The organism is Synechococcales cyanobacterium CNB (assembly GCA_030263455.1).
Taxonomy (GTDB): domain Bacteria; phylum Planctomycetota; class Phycisphaerae; order Phycisphaerales; family UBA1924; genus CAADGN01.
In genome coordinates this window covers 128,853-146,004 of sequence record SZOZ01000002.1, presented here as the reverse complement: position 1 = coordinate 146,004, position 17,152 = coordinate 128,853, and the positions used below count along the sequence as shown (strand labels likewise).

13 protein-coding genes are annotated in these 17,152 nt (G+C 69.9%); 3 read left to right on the top strand and 10 right to left on the bottom strand.

From position 1 onward, the window contains the following. Positions 1 to 497 precede the first annotated feature (497 nt). Positions 498 to 1,022: a DinB family protein gene (locus FBT69_02265; protein ID MDL1903622.1), complete on the top strand. Its 525-nt coding sequence runs from the start codon at positions 498 to 500 to the stop codon at positions 1,020 to 1,022. A gap of 88 nt (positions 1,023 to 1,110) precedes the next feature. Here FBT69_02265 and FBT69_02260 read toward each other — a convergent pair whose 3' ends face one another. The 3 genes from FBT69_02260 to FBT69_02250 all read right to left on the bottom strand — a co-directional run bounded on the left by FBT69_02260 (position 1,111) and on the right by FBT69_02250 (position 5,237). Continuing rightward, positions 1,111 to 1,992 carry a hypothetical protein gene (locus FBT69_02260; protein MDL1903621.1) on the bottom strand — a complete coding sequence of 294 codons (882 nt, stop codon included), beginning with the start codon at positions 1,990 to 1,992 and terminating at the stop codon, positions 1,111 to 1,113. Positions 1,993 to 2,206: 214 nt separating this feature from the next. After that, a complete protein-coding gene (locus FBT69_02255; GenBank protein MDL1903620.1) occupies positions 2,207 to 3,934 on the bottom strand; it encodes an NAD+ synthase in 1,728 nt (575 codons plus the stop codon). Positions 3,935 to 4,004: 70 nt separating this feature from the next. Beyond that, a complete protein-coding gene (locus tag FBT69_02250) occupies positions 4,005 to 5,237 on the bottom strand; it encodes a hypothetical protein (GenBank protein ID MDL1903619.1) in 1,233 nt (410 codons plus the stop codon). Positions 5,238 to 7,106: 1,869 nt separating this feature from the next. On the opposite strand from FBT69_02250, the gene FBT69_02245 reads away from it, so the two are divergent. Further along, positions 7,107 to 7,730: a transcriptional repressor gene (locus FBT69_02245; GenBank protein ID MDL1903618.1), complete on the top strand. Its 624-nt coding sequence runs from the start codon at positions 7,107 to 7,109 to the stop codon at positions 7,728 to 7,730. 17 nt (positions 7,731 to 7,747) lie between these two features. Here FBT69_02245 and FBT69_02240 read toward each other — a convergent pair whose 3' ends face one another. Together FBT69_02240 and tsaE are read right to left on the bottom strand one after the other, a co-directional pair. Continuing rightward, positions 7,748 to 9,523 carry a hypothetical protein gene (locus FBT69_02240; GenBank protein ID MDL1903617.1) on the bottom strand — a complete coding sequence of 592 codons (1,776 nt, stop codon included), beginning with the start codon at positions 9,521 to 9,523 and terminating at the stop codon, positions 7,748 to 7,750. Positions 9,524 to 9,557: 34 nt separating this feature from the next. Further along, a complete protein-coding gene (tsaE, locus tag FBT69_02235; protein MDL1903616.1) occupies positions 9,558 to 10,229 on the bottom strand; it encodes a tRNA (adenosine(37)-N6)-threonylcarbamoyltransferase complex ATPase subunit type 1 TsaE in 672 nt (223 codons plus the stop codon). 5 nt (positions 10,230 to 10,234) lie between these two features. On the opposite strand from tsaE, the gene FBT69_02230 reads away from it, so the two are divergent. Then, positions 10,235 to 10,537 (top strand): (2Fe-2S)-binding protein, encoded by a 303-nt coding sequence (locus FBT69_02230; protein ID MDL1903615.1) that lies wholly within the window; start codon positions 10,235 to 10,237, stop codon positions 10,535 to 10,537. A gap of 80 nt (positions 10,538 to 10,617) precedes the next feature. On the opposite strand, the gene FBT69_02225 is transcribed toward FBT69_02230, so the two are convergent. The 5 genes from FBT69_02225 to FBT69_02205 form a co-directional block, all read right to left on the bottom strand. Next, positions 10,618 to 11,556: a tetratricopeptide repeat protein gene (locus tag FBT69_02225; protein MDL1903614.1), complete on the bottom strand. Its 939-nt coding sequence runs from the start codon at positions 11,554 to 11,556 to the stop codon at positions 10,618 to 10,620. Between the two features lie 70 nt (positions 11,557 to 11,626). After that, positions 11,627 to 13,180, bottom strand: a complete 1,554-nt coding sequence (locus FBT69_02220) for an MATE family efflux transporter (protein MDL1903613.1) — start codon at positions 13,178 to 13,180, stop codon at positions 11,627 to 11,629. Between the two features lie 95 nt (positions 13,181 to 13,275). Continuing rightward, positions 13,276 to 14,397, bottom strand: a complete 1,122-nt coding sequence (gene pdxA / locus FBT69_02215) for a 4-hydroxythreonine-4-phosphate dehydrogenase PdxA (protein MDL1903612.1) — start codon at positions 14,395 to 14,397, stop codon at positions 13,276 to 13,278. Between the two features lie 64 nt (positions 14,398 to 14,461). After that, a complete protein-coding gene (locus FBT69_02210) occupies positions 14,462 to 15,304 on the bottom strand; it encodes a hypothetical protein (protein MDL1903611.1) in 843 nt (280 codons plus the stop codon). A 30-nt stretch (positions 15,305 to 15,334) separates the two neighbouring features. Further along, a complete protein-coding gene (locus FBT69_02205; protein ID MDL1903610.1) occupies positions 15,335 to 17,095 on the bottom strand; it encodes an iron ABC transporter permease in 1,761 nt (586 codons plus the stop codon). Positions 17,096 to 17,152 lie beyond the last annotated feature (57 nt).

Sequence of the window (17,152 nt, the reverse complement as noted above, 5' to 3'; positions counted from 1 at the left end):
CTGCTTGCCACGTCTCGCGGTCGCCCGGCCGAGGCGTTTTGCGGAGGGCGATCGGTGCGCTGCTGCTCGCATCCGCGATGCTCAAAGCGTGGCATCCGGCAAGCCTGATTCCAGCGATGGAATACGTCGGAATGCCTGAAGCACTCCGTTCTCTGGGCGTAGGAACTATCGTTGGCGTCGAGGCCGTCGTCGGGTACGGGCTTCTCGTCTTTGCGGGCACGTACTCCGCTTGGGCTTCGGTGAGTCTTCTTGGCGGCTTCTCATTTGTCTTGCTTTACTTTGCGGCTTCATCCCGTCCGCCTGCGTGCGGGTGCCTGGGCGTTGTCAAGGTCTTCGAGTCGAACCGTGCCGAGGCGCTCTTTGGGATCGGTAGGAATTGTGTGCTCATCGGTGCCTTGTTCTGGACCTTCGGTTCCCATACCAGGCGTCGGTGATTCGAGGGCGGGCGATGTCCTGCAACGTGTGGTTGCCGCAAGGAATCAGGGAGAGGGGGCTGCATGAACGCGTCGGCGATCGTCGATCGGCTGGAGGCGTTCGGGCGTGCGCTGCCGGGTGTGGCGGCGTGCGTGCGCGAGGCGGATGCGCGGTGGAAGCCGGCGAGCGGGGCGTGGTCGGTGCTGGAGGTGGTGAACCACCTGGCCGACGAGGAAGCGGATGATTTTCGTGCGCGTGTGCGGTTCGTGCTGGAGCGGCGCGAGGGGGCGTGGCCGGCGATCGACCCGGAGGGGTGGGCGCGGGAGCGTCGGTACAACGAGCGCGGGCTGCGCGAGAGCGTGGAGCGGTTCGTGCGCGAGCGCGAGGCGTCGATCGCGTGGCTTCGGCCCGTGGTCGCGGCGGGGGCGGACTGGTCGTTGGCGTACGAGCACCCGAAGTTCGGGCCGATCCGGGCGGGCGACCTGCTCGGGGCGTGGGCGGCGCACGATGCGCTTCACCTGCGGCAGATCGCCAAGCGGATGTTCGAGTTGGCGGGGCGGGATGCTGCCGGGTTCATCACGCTGTACGCGGGGGAGTGGGGGGCGTAGGCGGACTCCCGCGGCGTGCGCGTGAAAGAGGCCCCGGCGTGGGGCCGGGGCCTCGTGAGGGAACAGCGATCGGTGGGTTGCGGTCGGCTCAGCGTCGGCGACGGGCGCCGAGGAGGCCGGCGACACCGAGGAGGGCGAGTCCGCCGGGGGTGGGGATGAGTACGAAGTCGATGTATCGGCCGCCGCCTGCGTAGATGAGTGTGCTGCTGGTGCCGTCCCAGATGTTGGCGCCGGAGCCGTTGGTCCACATGATGTTGCCGTTGCCGAGCTGCCAGACGCCGCGGTTTCCGGAGCCGGCGATCGAGTCGAGCAGGGCGCCGGTGTTGACGTCGAGAACCTTGGTTCCCGCGGGCGAGGAGAATCCGGCGACGAGGACGTTGCCGTTGGCGTCGTAGTTCATCTGCTCGGCGAAGTTCAGGTCACCACTGTTGTGGAACGTGCCGAGAGGCGTGCCGTCGAGCGCGAAGCGGTGGATGTCGTCGTTCGCGCTGGAGGACGAGACGAGCATGCCGCCCTGGTGCGCGAGGATGCCGAAGGGGCTTGGCGCCAGGCCGACGGTCGAGAAGAAGCCGAGGTTGTTGCCGTTGGTGTCGAACATCACGACCGAGTTGCCGGGCGCGCCGTTCGACGTTCCCGAGTTGGTCACGTAGACGGTGTTGTTGATGAGGCCCATCCCACGGATGTTGTCGAGTCCGCCGGAGATGTCGCCGAGGTGCGCACCGGTGACGACGTCCCAGCGCGAGATGCGATCGCCGACCTGCTCGGAGACCCAGATCTGGTTGCCGACCTGCATGGCGTGGATGGGCGTCCCGCCCTGCAGGGCGAAGTAGTTGGAGTTCACCACCGAGCCATCGAATGGATCGAACAGCACAAGGCGGTTGTTTGTCGAGTCGGGCATCATCAGATACTGCGCCGAGGCGCCGACAACAACCGTGGCCAGAGCGGCCATACCAACACACGCCAGTCTCATGGGTCATTCCTCCGTGTGGGAAAGTACCAGCCGAGTTGTGCCCGAGAACTCCCCCGCGCACTCCGCTGCCCAGCATACCTGAAAATGCCCCTCCTGTGAGCAGGGCAATACCTGTGTTTTGGCGTTGGTTCGCAGGTGGGGTTCGCATTATGTTTGTTGCGAGAGGTCGATTCGCTGACGCATCACGCCCCAGCGGGCCGTGAGGGTCGGCGATCTACTGACCCCGCCACCGCTGGGCGATCGGCCTGCGCCGGCCCGTGCCGAACGCGACGGACGTGATCTTGATGCCCGTGGCGAGTTGGCGGCGTTTGTACTCGTTGACGTCGATGAGGCGGACGATCTGGCGCACGGTCTGTTCGTCGAAGCCGGTCTCGTCGATGATGCGCGAGGGGGACTCGTGCCGCTCGACGTAGCGGGCGACGATCTCGTCGAGGACGTCGTAGGGGGGGAGGGTGTCCTGATCGCGCTGGTTCGGCGCGAGTTCCGCGCTCGGGGGCTTGGCGATGCTGGCCTCTGGGACGGGAGGTCGTGAGAAGCCGGCCGCGCCGGGGTTGGCGTTCATCCAGCGTGCGAGGTCGTAGACGAGCCGTTTTGTTACGTCCGCCAGCACGGCCAGCCCGCCGTTCATGTCGCCGTAGAGAGTGCAGTAGCCGACAGCGAGTTCGCTCTTGTTGCCGGTGGTGAGGACGAGCGCGCCGGTGCGGTTGCTGAGGGCCATGAGCGTTGTGCCGCGGGCGCGCGACTGGAGGTTCTGCTCGGCGACGTCGGGGAGTCGCTCGCCGAGGGCGGATTCGCCGAGTTCGCGCATGGCGGGGTCGAGCGACGCGCGGAAGCCGTCGAAGGCCGGCCCGATGGGTACGGTGAGGAGGCGGATGCCGAGGCGGTCGGCGAGGTCGCGCGCATCGCGGATCGAACCTTCGGACGAGTACTTTCCGGGCATGGCGACGCCGGTGACGTTCTCGCGGCCGAGAGCGGTGACGGCGATGCAGGCGGTGACAGCGGAGTCGATGCCGCCGGAGAGGCCGATGATGGCGCGGGCGTGGCCTGTCTTGCGAACGTAGTCGCGCGTGCCGAGGACGAGGGCACGGAAGGCCTGCTCGGTCTGCGGCGCGGCGAGAAGCGGGTCCGTCGGCGCTGCCCCACCCCTAGGCGCGCCGCCTGGCTCGTCCGGCAGGTCGGCGAGGACGATCGACTCCTCGAAGCCGGGTCCGAAGGCGGCGGCTCGGCCGCGCGGGTCGTACAGCGCGGCGTGCCCGTCGAAGACGAGGTCGTCGTTGCCGCCGACCTGGTTCACCGCGGCGACCCAGACGCCGTGGCGCGCCGCGTGCTTGCGCAGGATGTCGCGGTGGCGTGCGCCCTTGCCGAGCACGAAGGGGCTTGCCGAGGGGTTGACGAGCAGGTCCATGCCGGCACGGGCGAGCGCCTCGACGGGGTCGGGGTCATGGGCGTACCGCGACGCGAAACCGGCGTCCTCGCCTCGCCAGAGATCCTCGCAGATGCTCAGGCCGACGCGCCATGTGCCGACGCGCACGACGACCGCGCGATCTCCCGGCTCGAAGTAGCGGTCCTCGTCGAAGACGTCATAGGTGGGGAGCAGCCGCTTGTCGTGGTAGTCGAGGTAGCGCCCGTCGGTGTAGGCGAGCAGGCTGTTCGCGGTGCCGTGCTGGGGGCGTTCCTGATCGACCGGAAGCGGGCAGCCGAAGACGACGGTGAGGCCGGCGGTGTGGCGTTCGCCGAGGCGCTTGGTGGCGCGAACGCACGCGGGGACGAAGCCCTCGCAGAGCAGCAGGTCGCGGGGGGGGTAGCCGCAGACGGCCAGTTCAGGGAAGATGACGAGGGTCGCGCCGTCGTTTCGTGCCCGGCCGATGAAGCCCGCCATGCGTTCGGCATTGCCGTCGATGTCGCCGACGGTGGGATTGAACTGCACAAGGGCGAGGCGCATGGCGAGAGGATGATATGGGTGGGTCGCGCGGGCGTGGTGGTCCGCCACGAGCGGGACACCCGGGTGCCTGTCACGCCGCCCGCATGTTTTTTCTTGATCTCGTTCTCCGCAGCCAGAGCACTGCCAAGGCCGCGCTCGCGAGGAGCACGACGGACTCCGTGCCGGTGATGAAGAGGGTGACGACGACAAGGGGGTGCGTCGTGGCGTCGCTCGCGCCGACGAGGCCGAGCGCGGCGGCGAGCCAGACCGTGCCGGCCTCGCGCGTGCCGAGCATCCCGAAGGGCGAAACGACGGAGATGAGGAAGTAGGACGAAGCGACAAGCGCGGCGTGGTCCCAGGGCAGCGCGACGCCGAGGATCGATGCCGCGAGGACGAATCGGGCGGTCTGCACGGCGACGTCGGCGAGCCGGACGGAGACGCCGATAGCGACGGCGCGCGGGTCCGCGAGCATGGTGACGCCCGCGTGCAACTGCGCGAAGCGTTCGCTGCGCAGGGCGCGCCGGAGCGGGCCGACGGCGAGCGGGTCGAGGATGACGTGGAGGCGGGCCAGGCCACGCTCGTCGGCGAACGGACGGGCGAGGGCGACCAGACCCCCCCCCGCGGCGATCGGCCCGAGCAGGGCGACGGCCCACCACGCGGCGTCCACGGTCTGCCGCCAGAGGCTCGCCGCCACCAGCGGGACGAGCGAGGCCGCCATCACGCCGAGGACCGCGCCGAACCACCCGCCGATCGTGAGCAGCGGCACGCGGTCGCGCCGGTTGTGGATGACGACGCGGCTGATCGCGCTGAGTTTGAAGGGAAGATAGTTGAGGAATGTGGCGAGGGCGTTCGTGGCGATGACGTCGGAGGCGTGGAGGCGTCGCGCGGGCAGGAGCGCGCTCCAGAACGCGAGGCCGTTGAGGGCGACCGAGGCCGCGGACAAACCCAGCAGCACTGCGACGGACCAGGCGGGTGCATCGCCGAGTCTGGCGAGTTGCTCGCGGTTCTCGGGGGAGAGGGCGGCGCGCACGCACCAGCCGAGGAGGGCGAGGCCGCCCACGAAGCCGACGATTTGCAGAGCGAAGCGCAGAACCGGCCTGCGTCCGGCGTTGGGCGTGTTCACGGCGCGCCCTCCGGGAGGGCGTACAGGGCACGTCCCTCGCCGGGCCAGGCACGGATCGGCACGGCAGCGGATTCGAGCCAGCGGGCGACGCGCTCGGGGGTCACGCGAGGGTCGGCGTAACCGCTGCGCCGGAGGCGTTCGAGTTCGGGGTAGCAGACGAGCACGGCGTCGATGCCGCGTTTGCGCAGCGAGGCCGACCATGCGGCGGGGTTGTCCGGTGCGGCGTCGATCGCTTCGCCGAGAGGCCAGCGGTCCCAGGTGGTGTTGTAGACGACGCGGCCAGTGAAGTAGAACGGTGTCGCTTCGCCGAGGAGGTACACGGTGCGTCCTGCGGGAGCGCGACGATTGAGGAAGCCGAGCGAGCCTGCGTCGGCCTCGTCGGGCGAGGTTGACGGGACGGTGTGGAAGTCCGTACCCACCGGAAGGAGCAGGCCAGGGCTTGATGACCGCTGGCCCGCGTAGATGCCGAGCGTGAGTCCGCTCTGGACAAGGGCGCCGATCGCACCGACGACGACGGCGGCGCGGCGTACGCCGGTGCCGCGATCGGCGAGGCCGCAGAGCCCGAGGCCGATCAGGACCGTGCCAGGCGCGAGCATCGGCATGAGGAACCGTGATTGGAGATGCGTGGCGAACATCCAGGCAAGGAGTTGAGCCATGAGACCAACGCCGAGGATGATCGCGCCGATTCGCGCTCGCCCGAGCATGGCTGCCGCGCCGGCTGCCGCAAGCAGGGGGAAGAAGACACCCCACTGCGCGTGCATCATGCCTCGGTGCCGGGGGCCGGCGGGGTCGGACTCGTCGCGCAGCACGAGCAGACGGAGGCGGTCGGCGAGCGACCCGTCGAAGGCGTGCGCGGCGGCGTAGCGGGTGACCTGCTCATCGGTCCAGTGGGCGGAACCGAAGACCGAGGCGAGGAACGGGAAGACGGGGTTGCCACCGTGCATGGCGTTGCGCGCGAGCCACGGGATGAGCATGGCGACGCCGGCAACCGCGCCGAGCGAGGCGGCGCGCAGCCACTCGCTGCGGGGCGTCGTGGTGATGAGCATCAGCCCGACGACGGGCGTGGTGAAGAGGAGGGCGGTGGGCTTGACCCCGCACGCCGCGCCGACGAGTGCGCCCGCGAGCAGCCAGCGGCGCGGCGCGCCCAGCCCGCGGTCGACAGCGGCGATCATGGCCGCCGCGGTGAGGGCGACGACGCCCATCTCGTTGTAGGCAAGAGAGCCGGACACGACGGTCCAGGGCGTGGCGAGGACGATCGCGCCGGCGAGTCCCGCGCACGCCGTGCCGGCCGTGCGTGGCAGGTCCGTGCCGTTGTTCGCAGGCATCCAGCGGTCGGCCGCGGCTAGTGTGGCTCGCGCGACAAGCCACGCCGCGCATACCGCGAGGCCGGCGTGGAGCATCTGGCAGGAGAGAGCGCGCCAGCCGTCGGCGGCGAGCAGACCGGAGGGCGTGCCGTCGGCGACGGGGCGCGGAGCGCCGGTCATGGCGGCGAGATGGAGGTAGGCGGCCTCGACATAGCCGGGCAGGAACGAATAGACGTTGTGTTCCAGAGGGCGAAGCACACCGAGGGCGAGCCACTCCTGCGGCAGCTGGAGGTGGTAACTCAGGACGTCGTAGCCGCCGAACTCCGAGTCCCACAGCCAACCCGGCGGCATGCAGGAGGCGACCAGCAGCACCGCCCCGGCCGGTGCAGCGGCCAGCCAGGCCCCGCCGCGCGTCCTGCCCGTGGCTTGCTTGCCTTCCCGTGCGGCTCGCGCCCACTGTTCGCAGGCGAGCGCGGCCCCGACGACACACACGCCCAGACCGATGGGGAGACCCGCCCGTCCGTTCAGCAACCCGGCGACCCCGAGCAGGTGACTCGCCGTGAGCATGAGGGCGAGGCCCGCGCCGAACTGGAGGGGAACGGCAAGGGCCGCGCCGCGCCACACCCGGGAGACAAGCCGTCCGAGGCCGTGTGCGCCGAGGAGGTAGAGCACGGCGGGCCACGCCGAGCCTGCCTTGAAGATAACGGCCCCAAGCGCGCCCGCTGCCCCGGCGGGCGACCCGATCGAAGCGACCGCCGCGAGCAGCATGACGCCGCCGCACGCGCCGAGCGCGAAGGTCCAAGCCCGTGCGCCGGTGGGCGTGCGAGTCGAGCCGGTGGCGTCCATGCGCCGCGAGTGTACGGCAGGGCGGCACCACCGGCCTGAGGCCCGCCCGCGACGGGCCGCGTCCTACCATGACAGCATGGAACTCCGCTCCGTGGCGACCCTGCACGACGACGAACTGAGCATCGTCGAGCCGCTCTGCGCGGTCTTCAGGCGCAAACTGAAGTCCGAGGGCCTGAAGTACACGCCCGAGCGGGCGCAGGTGCTGGACACGATCATCCGCTTCGACGGGCTGTTCGAGGCCGAGCGACTGCTGGACGAGGTCCGCCGGAGCGGGTTCCGCGTGTCGAAGGCCACGGTGTACCGGACCCTGAAACTGCTCCAGGAGGCGGGGATCATCCAGCGTGTCCTCTCCGGCGACGATCAGGCGCACTACCAGATGGTCTACGGCTCGCGCCCGAACGATCTGCTCGTCCGGGTGGACACCGGTGAGGTCGTGCGGATCGACGTGCCGGAACTGATCGCCATCCGTGACCGCATCTGCCGGCAGCACGGGCTGGAGCCGCGCGGGCACAGGCTGCACGTCTACGCCGCGCCGCGGGCGTGAGGGTTGTGTACCGGCCGTCAGCCGCCACCGAAGAGCGCCGCCTCGGCTTCGGGCGTGGGCGTGAGGCGTTGCACGACGCCGCCGGGAATCCGGCGCGGGATGACCTGGAGCGAGGTAGGCTCGGCAGCGGCGCGATGCACCCAGAGGGTGACTGCGTCGTCCGTCGGTTCGATCATCGTGAGGCCGAACGGGAAGGACGTGATGACCGCGTCGGTGACGCGCGCGTCGTCCGTGCGAGCGGGCGCGAGGCCGCCGATCACATCGCCCTGCCGGAAGCCCGCCGCCGCGGCCGGTCCGGCGGGGTCGATCTCGACGACGCGTCCGAAGCCCTCGCCCTTCTCGGTCCGTAGGCCGACGTAGGCGAGTTCGGACTGGAACTCGCGCCACTCGTATCCCAGCGAGAGGAGGGCGTCGCGGACGGTCGGCGCATCGGCTCCGGTGATGTACCGTGATGCGAAGTCCGCAAGCCCGAGGCCGCGGAGGCGCGCCAGGATTGTCTCGTCGGAATATCGCATCTCTCGTTCCGCGATCATCTCGCGGAGCATGACGGCCAGCCCGCCGTGCCCGCGTCGTCGCAGTTCGGCGTCGAGCGAGAGTGCGAGGACCGCCCCTCCCCTGTAGGCCATCGTCTCGCGGGGGCCGTCGCCGTCGCGCCAAGGATCGTTCGTGCCGATGAAGGGCGTGGAGCCGAACGCGGACCCAGCCGCGTCCCGTTCGATCTCGAGCATCCGGGTGGCGAACCACTCGCGGGGGAGCACGCCGCAGGCCGCGCCGTGCCAGAGCGAGAGATAGTCGGTGAATCCTTCCTTGAACCAGACGGTGCGCTCGGATTCCGTCTCGCGGAGCACGCCGCCAAGCCAGGTGTGGAAGAGTTCGTGGCAGATGAGGTGCCGGAAGTAGGGTGAGTCGAGGAGCCAGTCCGGCGAGCCGGGCGGGAGACCGACGACCAGGCCGTGGTCCGTGAGGTAGCCGCCGCTCGTCGTGCCGCTGATGCAGATCCGGACCGGACGGGGCGGAGGCGCGTGCAGGGTCGCGGCGACGTGTGCGACGAAGGCTGAGGCAACCTCCAGCGTCTTCTCGGCAACGCGGTCGCCGGGTGCGAACTGGAAGACCTCGATCGCCACGCCGTCCGACTCCGCCCGGCGTGCGTCGAGGGGCGTTCCGATGGCGTAGATGGCGTTGTCGCCGGGCGGCGGGAGTTCGACCTTCGGTCGTTCGGTCGCGTCCCCTGCCCAGCCGGTGAAGACCGTCGATCCGGGCGGCGTGTCGAAGGTGATCGACCTCGCCAGGCCCTCGCGCGATGAGCCGCGAATCTCCGCGATAGTGTTCACCGTGGCGCACGCGATGTATCGGTCGTCTGCCGCGGGGAGGATGGTGCGTGCTCGCTGTTCTTGGGAGCCGATCGGGAGCGCCGGGATCGTGTACGTCACGCGCAGCGACCCGTCCCAGCCCTCTGGGATGACGAACGATCGAGACTGTCCCTCCTCATCCGACAGCGGCGGGTCGGCGCTGGTGACGACGAAATACGGCCGGTCGAGGTCGGTCCACCCTCCCCACCCGTCGAGCACGAGAGACCATGGGCCGTCGTTGCGCGACAATCCGCTCGCGATCATCGTCACTTCAATGAGCATGGGGTCGCGGGACGGGTCGTAGCGCAGCGTGTAGGCGCACTGCGGCTGCGCGGACGCCCAGCCGACGACGATGGGAATGACGCCCGATGCACACAGGCGCTCGAAGCCGGTCATCGAAGCGGCATGGAGGCGGCGGATGGTCAGGCTCCCGTTCTTGTACAAGGATGCCGGTCCCGCGTGGCAGGGCGGGGTGCCGTTATTCCTCGTCCTTTTCGGCGACCTCGCGTCCGATCGCGTACTCCCCGCTCATCCAGCGGTAAAGGTCGGCCAAGCGGGCGCGCTCGTCGGCGAAGGGCCAGGTGGGCGCATCCGCCGGGACGGGTCGGCCGGTGATGGGGCAAACCGTCGCTGTTCTCGCGCCTTCCGCTTCACCGCTCCAAGCGATGCCCGCTCGCTGCGCCCAGGAATCGGGCGCTTCGATCGTGGCTCGGCGTGAAGCCTCGCCCGTGACGGTGAGCGTGACCCAGACAGTGCGATCGGGCGGGAGCGCGCCCGCGATGCGGTTCGCCCATTCGACGATGAGTACCGACGAGCCGTCGGCGAGCCGGTCCCAGCCGAGGGTGTCGAGGTCGTCCTCGCCGCGGAGGCGGTAGGCGTCTGCGTGGACGATCGCCGGGCCGCCGGGGACCGGGTATTCGTTGACCATGACGAAAGTGGGGCTGGAGACGAGGGCCGGGTTCACGCCGCGGGCCTCGGCGATGGCGCGCACGAGCGTGGTCTTGCCCGCGCCGAGCTCGCCGCGCAGGGCGAGAACGTCGCCCGCGCGGAGCGCACCGGCGAGGGCGCGGCCGAGCGTCGCAGTTTCGTCGAGGGTGCGTAGTTCGATCTCGGCGTGCATCGACGAAGGATACACCCGGCCGCGTAGCATCCGGCATGGACCCGGACGACCACGTCTGCCTGTGCTTCCGCGTCTCGCTGCGGAAGATCAGGACGTTCCTGGCGGTTGAGAACCCGCCGGTGGCATCGCTGATCTCGGAGTGCCTCAGCGCGGGGACGGGATGCCACTGGTGCGTGCCGTTCCTGGAACACCTGCACGCCCAGCACGCGCGGGGCGAGACGCCCGACCTGAAGGTCTCGCCGCAACGCTACGCGGAGGCACGGCTGAAGTACCACAAGTCGGGCACGCGCGACGCAGACGTGGTGCGCGAGGCGAGCGAAGACGGTTCACCGGCGTGATCGGGCGAGCGAGGCGGGGATGGGACGAAGCCGCCACGGAACGGTGGGGTACTCGAAGTCGGAGCGCCCGGTGGCTCGGGTTACGCCGGATCGAGCGTGCGGAGTCCGAGTCCGAGTTCCCCGAGGCGCTCCTTGACTTCGGTGAGCGAGGTTGCGCCGAAGTTCTTGACGCCCATGAGTTCGGCCTCGGTGTGGCTGGCGAGGTCGCCGAGCGTCTGGATGTTGAGCAACTGCAGCGCCTTGCGGGCGCGAACAGAGAGCTGCAGGTCGGAGACGGGCTTGTTGAGGACCATCTCCTTCCCCGAGCCGCGCAACTGGTCCATCATCTGGCGTCGGGCGGCGCGGTGTGCGTCCTCGCGCCCCTGGCCCAGGCGCAAGCCCTTGGAGGTGAGCATCCGCTTGATCTCGGCAAGGCTCGACTCGCCGAAGTTCTTGTACGACATCAACTCCGCCTCGGTGTAGTTGATGAGGTCGCCGAGCGTGCGGATGTTCATCTTCTTGAGGCACGTCCTCGCTCGCACCGAGAGCTCGAAGTCCGAGACCGGCGTGTCGAGCAGCGCCTTCTTCTTGATGACGTCGCGGTCCGGCTCCTCCTCGACGACCATCTCGCGGCTGGCCTGCACGTCCTTCATGTACAGGCGGGCACGCGGATGGTTCGGGTTCGTGTCCAGCACCTGCCGCACGCACCGCTCCGCCCGGGTGTAGTCGCCCCTGTCCTCGTACAGGATCGAGAGGTTCAGCAGGGCGTTGACGGGCGCGGGGGGCGTCTCGCAGATGCGCTCGTACAGGGCGACGGCCTCGTCGTCCATCCCCATCTGGTCCAGCAGGTAGGCGAGACTGAAGGCCGAGGCGGCGTCCGCCGGGTTCGCAGCGACCGCCTTGCGGTACTCGGTGACGGCGGAAAGCCGGTCGCCGGATTTCTCGGCTTCACGGGCTGCGGCGGCGTGCCTCGCGGCCGCCGCGGCGTCTCGCTTCGCGGATTCCTCACCGATCACCAGGTCGAGCGGGTCGTGCGGCATGGGGCCTCCAACGCCTCTTCGGGCGAGCGGAACTCTATGGACCCGGCCCGCAAGGCTCAAGAGCGTCGGATCACGCCTGCCCTGGGCTGGCGGGGGCAACGGCCTCTGCCGCCGCGGCCAGGTCCGGCTCGCCTGCCGAGGCCGAGCGGGACAGCAGGTCGATCCGCTTCCAGTTCCCGGCCAGGAAACGTGCGAGCAGGAACACGCCCAGAAGGATGATGTACGCCGACGCCCCGACCCAAGGCCCCATCGACCCCCAGTGCGGCACGAGGGCGATGGCCAGATGCCCGCCGCCGACGATGCAGACCCACGAAAGGACGATGGTGACCACGCCGGGCCAGACGGTGTCGCCCGCGCCGCGGAGCGCGCCGCTCATGGTGATGGCGATGGCGTCGAAGAGTTGGAAGACCGCGGCGGCGATCATCACCGACGATCCGACGGCGATCAGCCGTTCGACCTTCTCGGCCGGCATGTCGTCCGGGACGAAGACGCCCACGAGCGTTTCGCGGAAGAGTACGAAGCCGAGGGCGCACGCGCCCATGTACGCCATTGTGACGCCCATGCCCAACCAGGCGCGCCGCGCGGCCAGGTCCGGCCGGCGCATCCCCATGCACCGACCCACGAGAGCGGTCACGGCGATCGAGATGCCGACAGCGGGCATGAACGAGAGATGCATGTAGCGCAGCGCGATCCACCCGGCGGTGTTGTGGACTTCCGGCGGATCGCCCATCGCCTGCCCGCCCTTGCCGAGCAGGACGGCCATGAGGTATGCCCAGCAGATCATCTCGTTGCCGAACATGAGACCGCCCGGCCAGCCGATGCGCCACACGTCGCGCACGTGCCGCAACGACGGCCGCCACGCCGAGCGGGTCGCGTAGCGGCGGTTCATGCGCGGGCTGAGAAAGACGGCGAGCGGGATGAGGAGTTCGATCGAGGCGCCGATGACGGTGGCGACGGCCGCGCCCGCAACACCCATGGGCGCGATGCCGAGCGTCTCGGCCGTGGACCTGAAGAAGCCGGCGAGCGGCGTCCACGCGGGCGGGCCGTCCGTGCCGAAGATCAGCAGGGCGTTGAGCGCGACGTTCACGACGTTCGCGGCCAGCACCGAGACCATGACCACGCCCGGCCGGTGCAGGCCGTAGAAGTAGTGGGCGATCGAGCGCGAGCCGAGGACGAAGAACGCGCCCCAGACGTTGATCTGCGCGTACCGGGTTTCGAGGCGCAGGAGTTCGTCGCCATGCCCCATCGCGCCGAAGATGGCGGGGAGCGAGAGGGCGTAGGGGACCATGAGCAGCGCCCACGCCGCCGACATCCACAGCCCGTTCCAGGCGTAGGCCGAGCCACGCTCGGGGCGGCCCGCGCCGAGGTTCTGCGCGACGTACGTGTTGATGACGCCCATCGCGCCAAGCGCGATGGAGACGACGAGCCAGACAGCCATGCCGCCGTTGCCCTGCGCGGAGACGTACACCGGGTCCGGACCGATCCGGCTGACCATCAGCCCGTCAATGAACTGCATGACCGTGTAACTGGTCATGGTCACGACAGTGGGCGTGGCGACGAACAGCATCTCGACGAACGGATGCCGCTCGCGCACGACCGCGTTGGCTGGACCTGATGACGACATCACACTCACCCGGAGTCTGCCCGCCCGCCGGGGCCGGCGGCGAGTCTAGGCGGGGGAGAACGAAAAACGAACAACGAACAGTGGGGCAGGGGTCGTTACGGCCTCTGAAGCCACCCGGGCTGCGAAGTCGGCTGTTCGCCGCCCGCTGTTCGTTGATCTCGCTCCCCATTCGCCATCCGCGCGGCCAGGCGGAGGGCGGCCTTCATGCTGCCGGCGTCGGCGCGGTTCTTCCCGGCGATGTCGAACGCGGTGCCGTGGTCCGGGCTGGTCCGCACGGTGGGCAGGCCGAGCGTGATGTTCACCGACTCGTCGCGGAAGAGGAGTTTGACCGGGATGAGGCCCTGGTCGTGGTACATGGCGACGACGAGGTCGTACTTCGCCGGTCGGCCCGGCGCGCCGACGGCCGCGCTGAAGATGGTGTCGCCGGGGAACGGGCCGTGCACGTCCATACCCTGCTCGGCGGCGATACGGACGGCGGGCGTGATGAGACGGTCCTCTTCGTCGCCGAGCAGGCCGTGCTCGCCCGCGTGCGGGTTGAGGCCGCACACGGCGACGCGCGGGCGTGCGACGCCGAGCCGGATGCAGGCGTCGTGCCCGAGATCGATGGCGTCGTAGACGCGCCCGATGGTGAGGATGTTTCGCAGGTCCATGAGCGGCACGTGCGCGGTGGCGAGGACGACGCGCAGGCTCGGGCCGACGAACATCATGGCGTGGCGCTTCGAGCCGAACCGCGTGGCGAGGAGCTCGGTGTGCCCCGGATACTTGCCGCGCCCGGCGAGAGACCACGCCTCCTTGCTGATGGGTCCGGTCACGATCGCGTCGGCGTGCATCGGGTCGCCCCCGGGCAGGCGCGCGGAGGCGATCGCGTCCTCGACCCAGCGGAACGAGAGTTCGCCGGCGACGCGGTTCGGGGCGCGGGGGTAGCCGGTGCGGCCCTCGTCGCGGTCGTCGATCAGAACGACTTCGTGCGCGCGCGCGGTCTCGACGAGGGGCGAGCCGCGGCGCGCCTCCCACCAGAACGGCTCGACGCCCGCGGCCTGCGCTGCCTCGTGCATCGCGTCCGCCGCGCCGTGGATGACGAACCGGGCGAGAGCACGCACGCGCGTGTCCGCGAGCGCCTTGACGAGCACCTCCGGCCCGATGCCGCCGGGATCGCCCATGCTCACCGCGAGACGAGGGCGCGAGGGGGGGGATGGGTCGGGACCGCGGGCGACCATGCGGAAGTGTAGAAGCGCGGCCGCGGTCCGATGCCTTCTCGTAGGGCACGACAAGGGGTGCTGCTCACGGCTCGAAGACGACTTCGAGGAACCGCGCGAGAGGCGCGAAGCCGAGCGAGCGGTAGAGAGCGTTCGGCCCCGGCTCGGCCTCGTTGGTGAAGAGCAGGATGTCCCGCGTGCCGCGGGCCGCCAGCTCGCGCGCCACGAGTGCGGTGATCGTGCGTGCGTATCCCCGGCGGCGTGATTCGATCGGCGTGTAGACGAGATTGATCGAGCAGGTCCGCCCGGTGGGCCGCGACCAGCCCGCGAGCGAGACGGGCACGCCCCGCTGCTCATGGACATACAGCCTTCCCGAGTTGATCGAGCGTTCTGCCTGTGCGCGCGGGTCCATCGGCCGCACGAGCGAGCCGGTATCGCGGTGGAAGGCGACGATCCACTCGGCGATGGTCGCGGCGTCGTCGAGCGTCGCCGGGCGCGTGCGCCCCGCGGTGGCGGGCGGCGGCACGAGTTCGCCGAGCCGATGCAGGATGAGCGCCCAGTGCCGGCGCCAGGCCACGCCGCGACGGCGGGCGAACTCGGCGGCGAAACGCTCGGCCGCGTGCTCAGGCCCGACCGCGCCGGTGATGCTCACGTCGGCCGACTCTGCGGCCGCCGACGCGAGCGAGTCGATCGCGTCGGCTGTCGCGTGCGAGAGCACCAGCACGGCCGACGTGGGAAGGAACGCGCACCCCGCGACCCCGCTCCCGTCGCGGACTGTCCAGCCCGTTGTCGCGGCCCGAGCCTCGGCGGTATCCCGGGCTGCCATCGCCAGCCCGAGCGGAAGGCTCGACTCGGCCTCTCGCTCGCGCAGGAACGCCTCGGCCTCGGCCAGCCACATCCCCGCCGAACTCGACCGACGAACCTCCACGGCACCCCCTTCGGCATTCCCCGTCCACCCTCACACCCTGAAGATCGATCCGAGTTTCTTGCCGAGCAGCGCGGACGCGCCGACGAGCGTGACCGTCAGCAGCGCCATCCCCCACACGCCCATCGCGCTGGCGACGTACTGGCCCGTGCCGAGCGTCTCGGTAAAGGCGAAAATCTGCTTGGTGATGGGGTAGTGCTCCGCCTTCTGGGCGAGGATCAGCGAGTCGCTCACCTCGAGCATCGAGAAACTGAAGACCAGAAGTCCGCCCGCGATGAGGTTCGCCATGATGAGCGGAACAATGACCTTGCGCACGGCCGTCAGGCGCGACGCGCCGAGGTTGACGGCGGCGTCCTCCAGTTCGCCGGAGGTCTGCTCCAGCCCCGCGACGGTCGCCCGCACGATGTACGGCAGGCGGCGCACGGCATAGGCGATGACCAGCAGCGGGAACGGGTTGGGGTCGGGGCCGAGCACGTCGAGCGTGCCCGAGAGCAGCGGCGGAACCTCCACGCCGAGCCACAGGAGCGAGAGCGGGCGGCCGAAGGGCCACGCGAGTGTCATGGCAACGTAGCCGAACGCCATCACCAGCCCCGGGACCGCGAGCGGCAACATGCAGAGCGCGTCCAGCACGTTTCGGCCGCGAACACTCGTCCGCACCACGAGGTACGCGACGACAAGGCCGAGCAGCAGGTCCAGCCCCATCGCAGCCAGCGAGAGCACGAGGCTGTTGCGGATGCTGGTGGAAGCCGCCTCGTCTCCGAGTGCTGCCCCATAATGCGATAGCGTGAACTCCGTCGGCAGGATCGTGCCGTACCACCGCCCGGGCATGCTGAGGCTGGTGAAGATGACGCCGAGGTGAGGCAGGACGGCGACGAGCGTGACAGCCGCGAAGCCAAGCGTGACCGCCCAGCCGCCCGGCCCGCTCAGGACGGTCTCACCGCCGGCCCGCGAGGCCTTGGCGTACATCGCGTGGCCTCGCCGCCCGAAGGCGACCCGCCCGAGTACATAGAGCAGCACCGACGACGCGAGCAGCACGACGGTCAGGGCGTAGGGCTGGGCGGAGTTCTCAACCTCCTTGAGGCCGAAGAAGACCTGCACCGGCGTGACGGTGTAGTAATCGAACATCAGCGGCGTGCCGAGTTCCGTGAAGGACCAGATGAAGACGATCGTGCCGCCGGCGAAGAGGCCGGGGCGGATCAGCGGCAGCGTGACGCGGAAGAACCGCCGCCACGGCCCAGCCCCGAGGTTCTCGGCGGCTTCGTCGAGGGCGGGGTCGAGGTTGGCGAGCGCGGCCGCGGCGTTCAGGTAGATGATGGGATAGAGGTGCAGCGCCTCGGCGATGACGACGCCCCAGAAGCGGCCCTCGCCCAGCACGTCCCACTCGGTGCCGAGCATGGCGTTGATCGCTCCCTCGCGCCCCAGCAACGCCCGCAGGCCGATCGCCCCGACGAACGGCGGCAGGATCAACGGCACGAGGATCATGGCGTTGAGGGCGGGCTTGAAGGGGAAGCGGTAGTTCGCGCCCGCGACCGCAAGGGGCAGGGCGATCGCCACGCACACGAGCGTCGTACAGACGGCGACCAGGAACGAGTTGCCCAGCCCCGCCATCAGCGAAGGGTCGAGAAAAACAAGGCGGAGGTGGTCGAGCGTGAAGCCGCGCCCGGTGGCCGGGTCGGCGGCGAAGCCGCCCCGGACGGTCAGCAGGATGGGATGGACAAGGAATGCGCCGAGCACGACGAGCAGCCCCGCGAGCAGCACGTAGTGCCAGGGATGGGCGCGGGGCAGATCGCGCATGGGAGGGGAGTGTATGAAGTCGGGGCCTGCAAAGCCCGGTTCCGGAGAGTTGGCTTC

Bases quoted from the DNA above. Each gene is read 5' to 3' on its own strand.
- FBT69_02265 (MDL1903622.1), top strand. From the start codon at position 498: ATGAACGCGTCGGCGATCGTCGATCGGCTGGAGGCGTTCGGGCGTGCG.
- FBT69_02260 (MDL1903621.1), bottom strand. From the start codon at position 1,992: ATGAGACTGGCGTGTGTTGGTATGGCCGCTCTGGCCACGGTTGTTGTC.
- FBT69_02255 (MDL1903620.1), bottom strand. From the start codon at position 3,934: ATGCGCCTCGCCCTTGTGCAGTTCAATCCCACCGTCGGCGACATCGAC.
- FBT69_02250 (MDL1903619.1), bottom strand. From the start codon at position 5,237: ATGGTCGGCCTCGCTGCGCAAACGCGGCATCGACGCCGTGCTCGTCTG.
- FBT69_02245 (MDL1903618.1), top strand. From the start codon at position 7,107: ATGACGCCGCCGCACGCGCCGAGCGCGAAGGTCCAAGCCCGTGCGCCG.
- tsaE (MDL1903616.1), bottom strand. From the start codon at position 10,229: ATGCTACGCGGCCGGGTGTATCCTTCGTCGATGCACGCCGAGATCGAA.
- FBT69_02230 (MDL1903615.1), top strand. From the start codon at position 10,235: ATGGACCCGGACGACCACGTCTGCCTGTGCTTCCGCGTCTCGCTGCGG.
- FBT69_02225 (MDL1903614.1), bottom strand. From the start codon at position 11,556: ATGCCGCACGACCCGCTCGACCTGGTGATCGGTGAGGAATCCGCGAAG.
- FBT69_02220 (MDL1903613.1), bottom strand. From the start codon at position 13,180: ATGTCGTCATCAGGTCCAGCCAACGCGGTCGTGCGCGAGCGGCATCCG.
- pdxA (MDL1903612.1), bottom strand. From the start codon at position 14,397: ATGGTCGCCCGCGGTCCCGACCCATCCCCCCCCTCGCGCCCTCGTCTC.
- FBT69_02205 (MDL1903610.1), bottom strand. From the start codon at position 17,095: ATGCGCGATCTGCCCCGCGCCCATCCCTGGCACTACGTGCTGCTCGCG.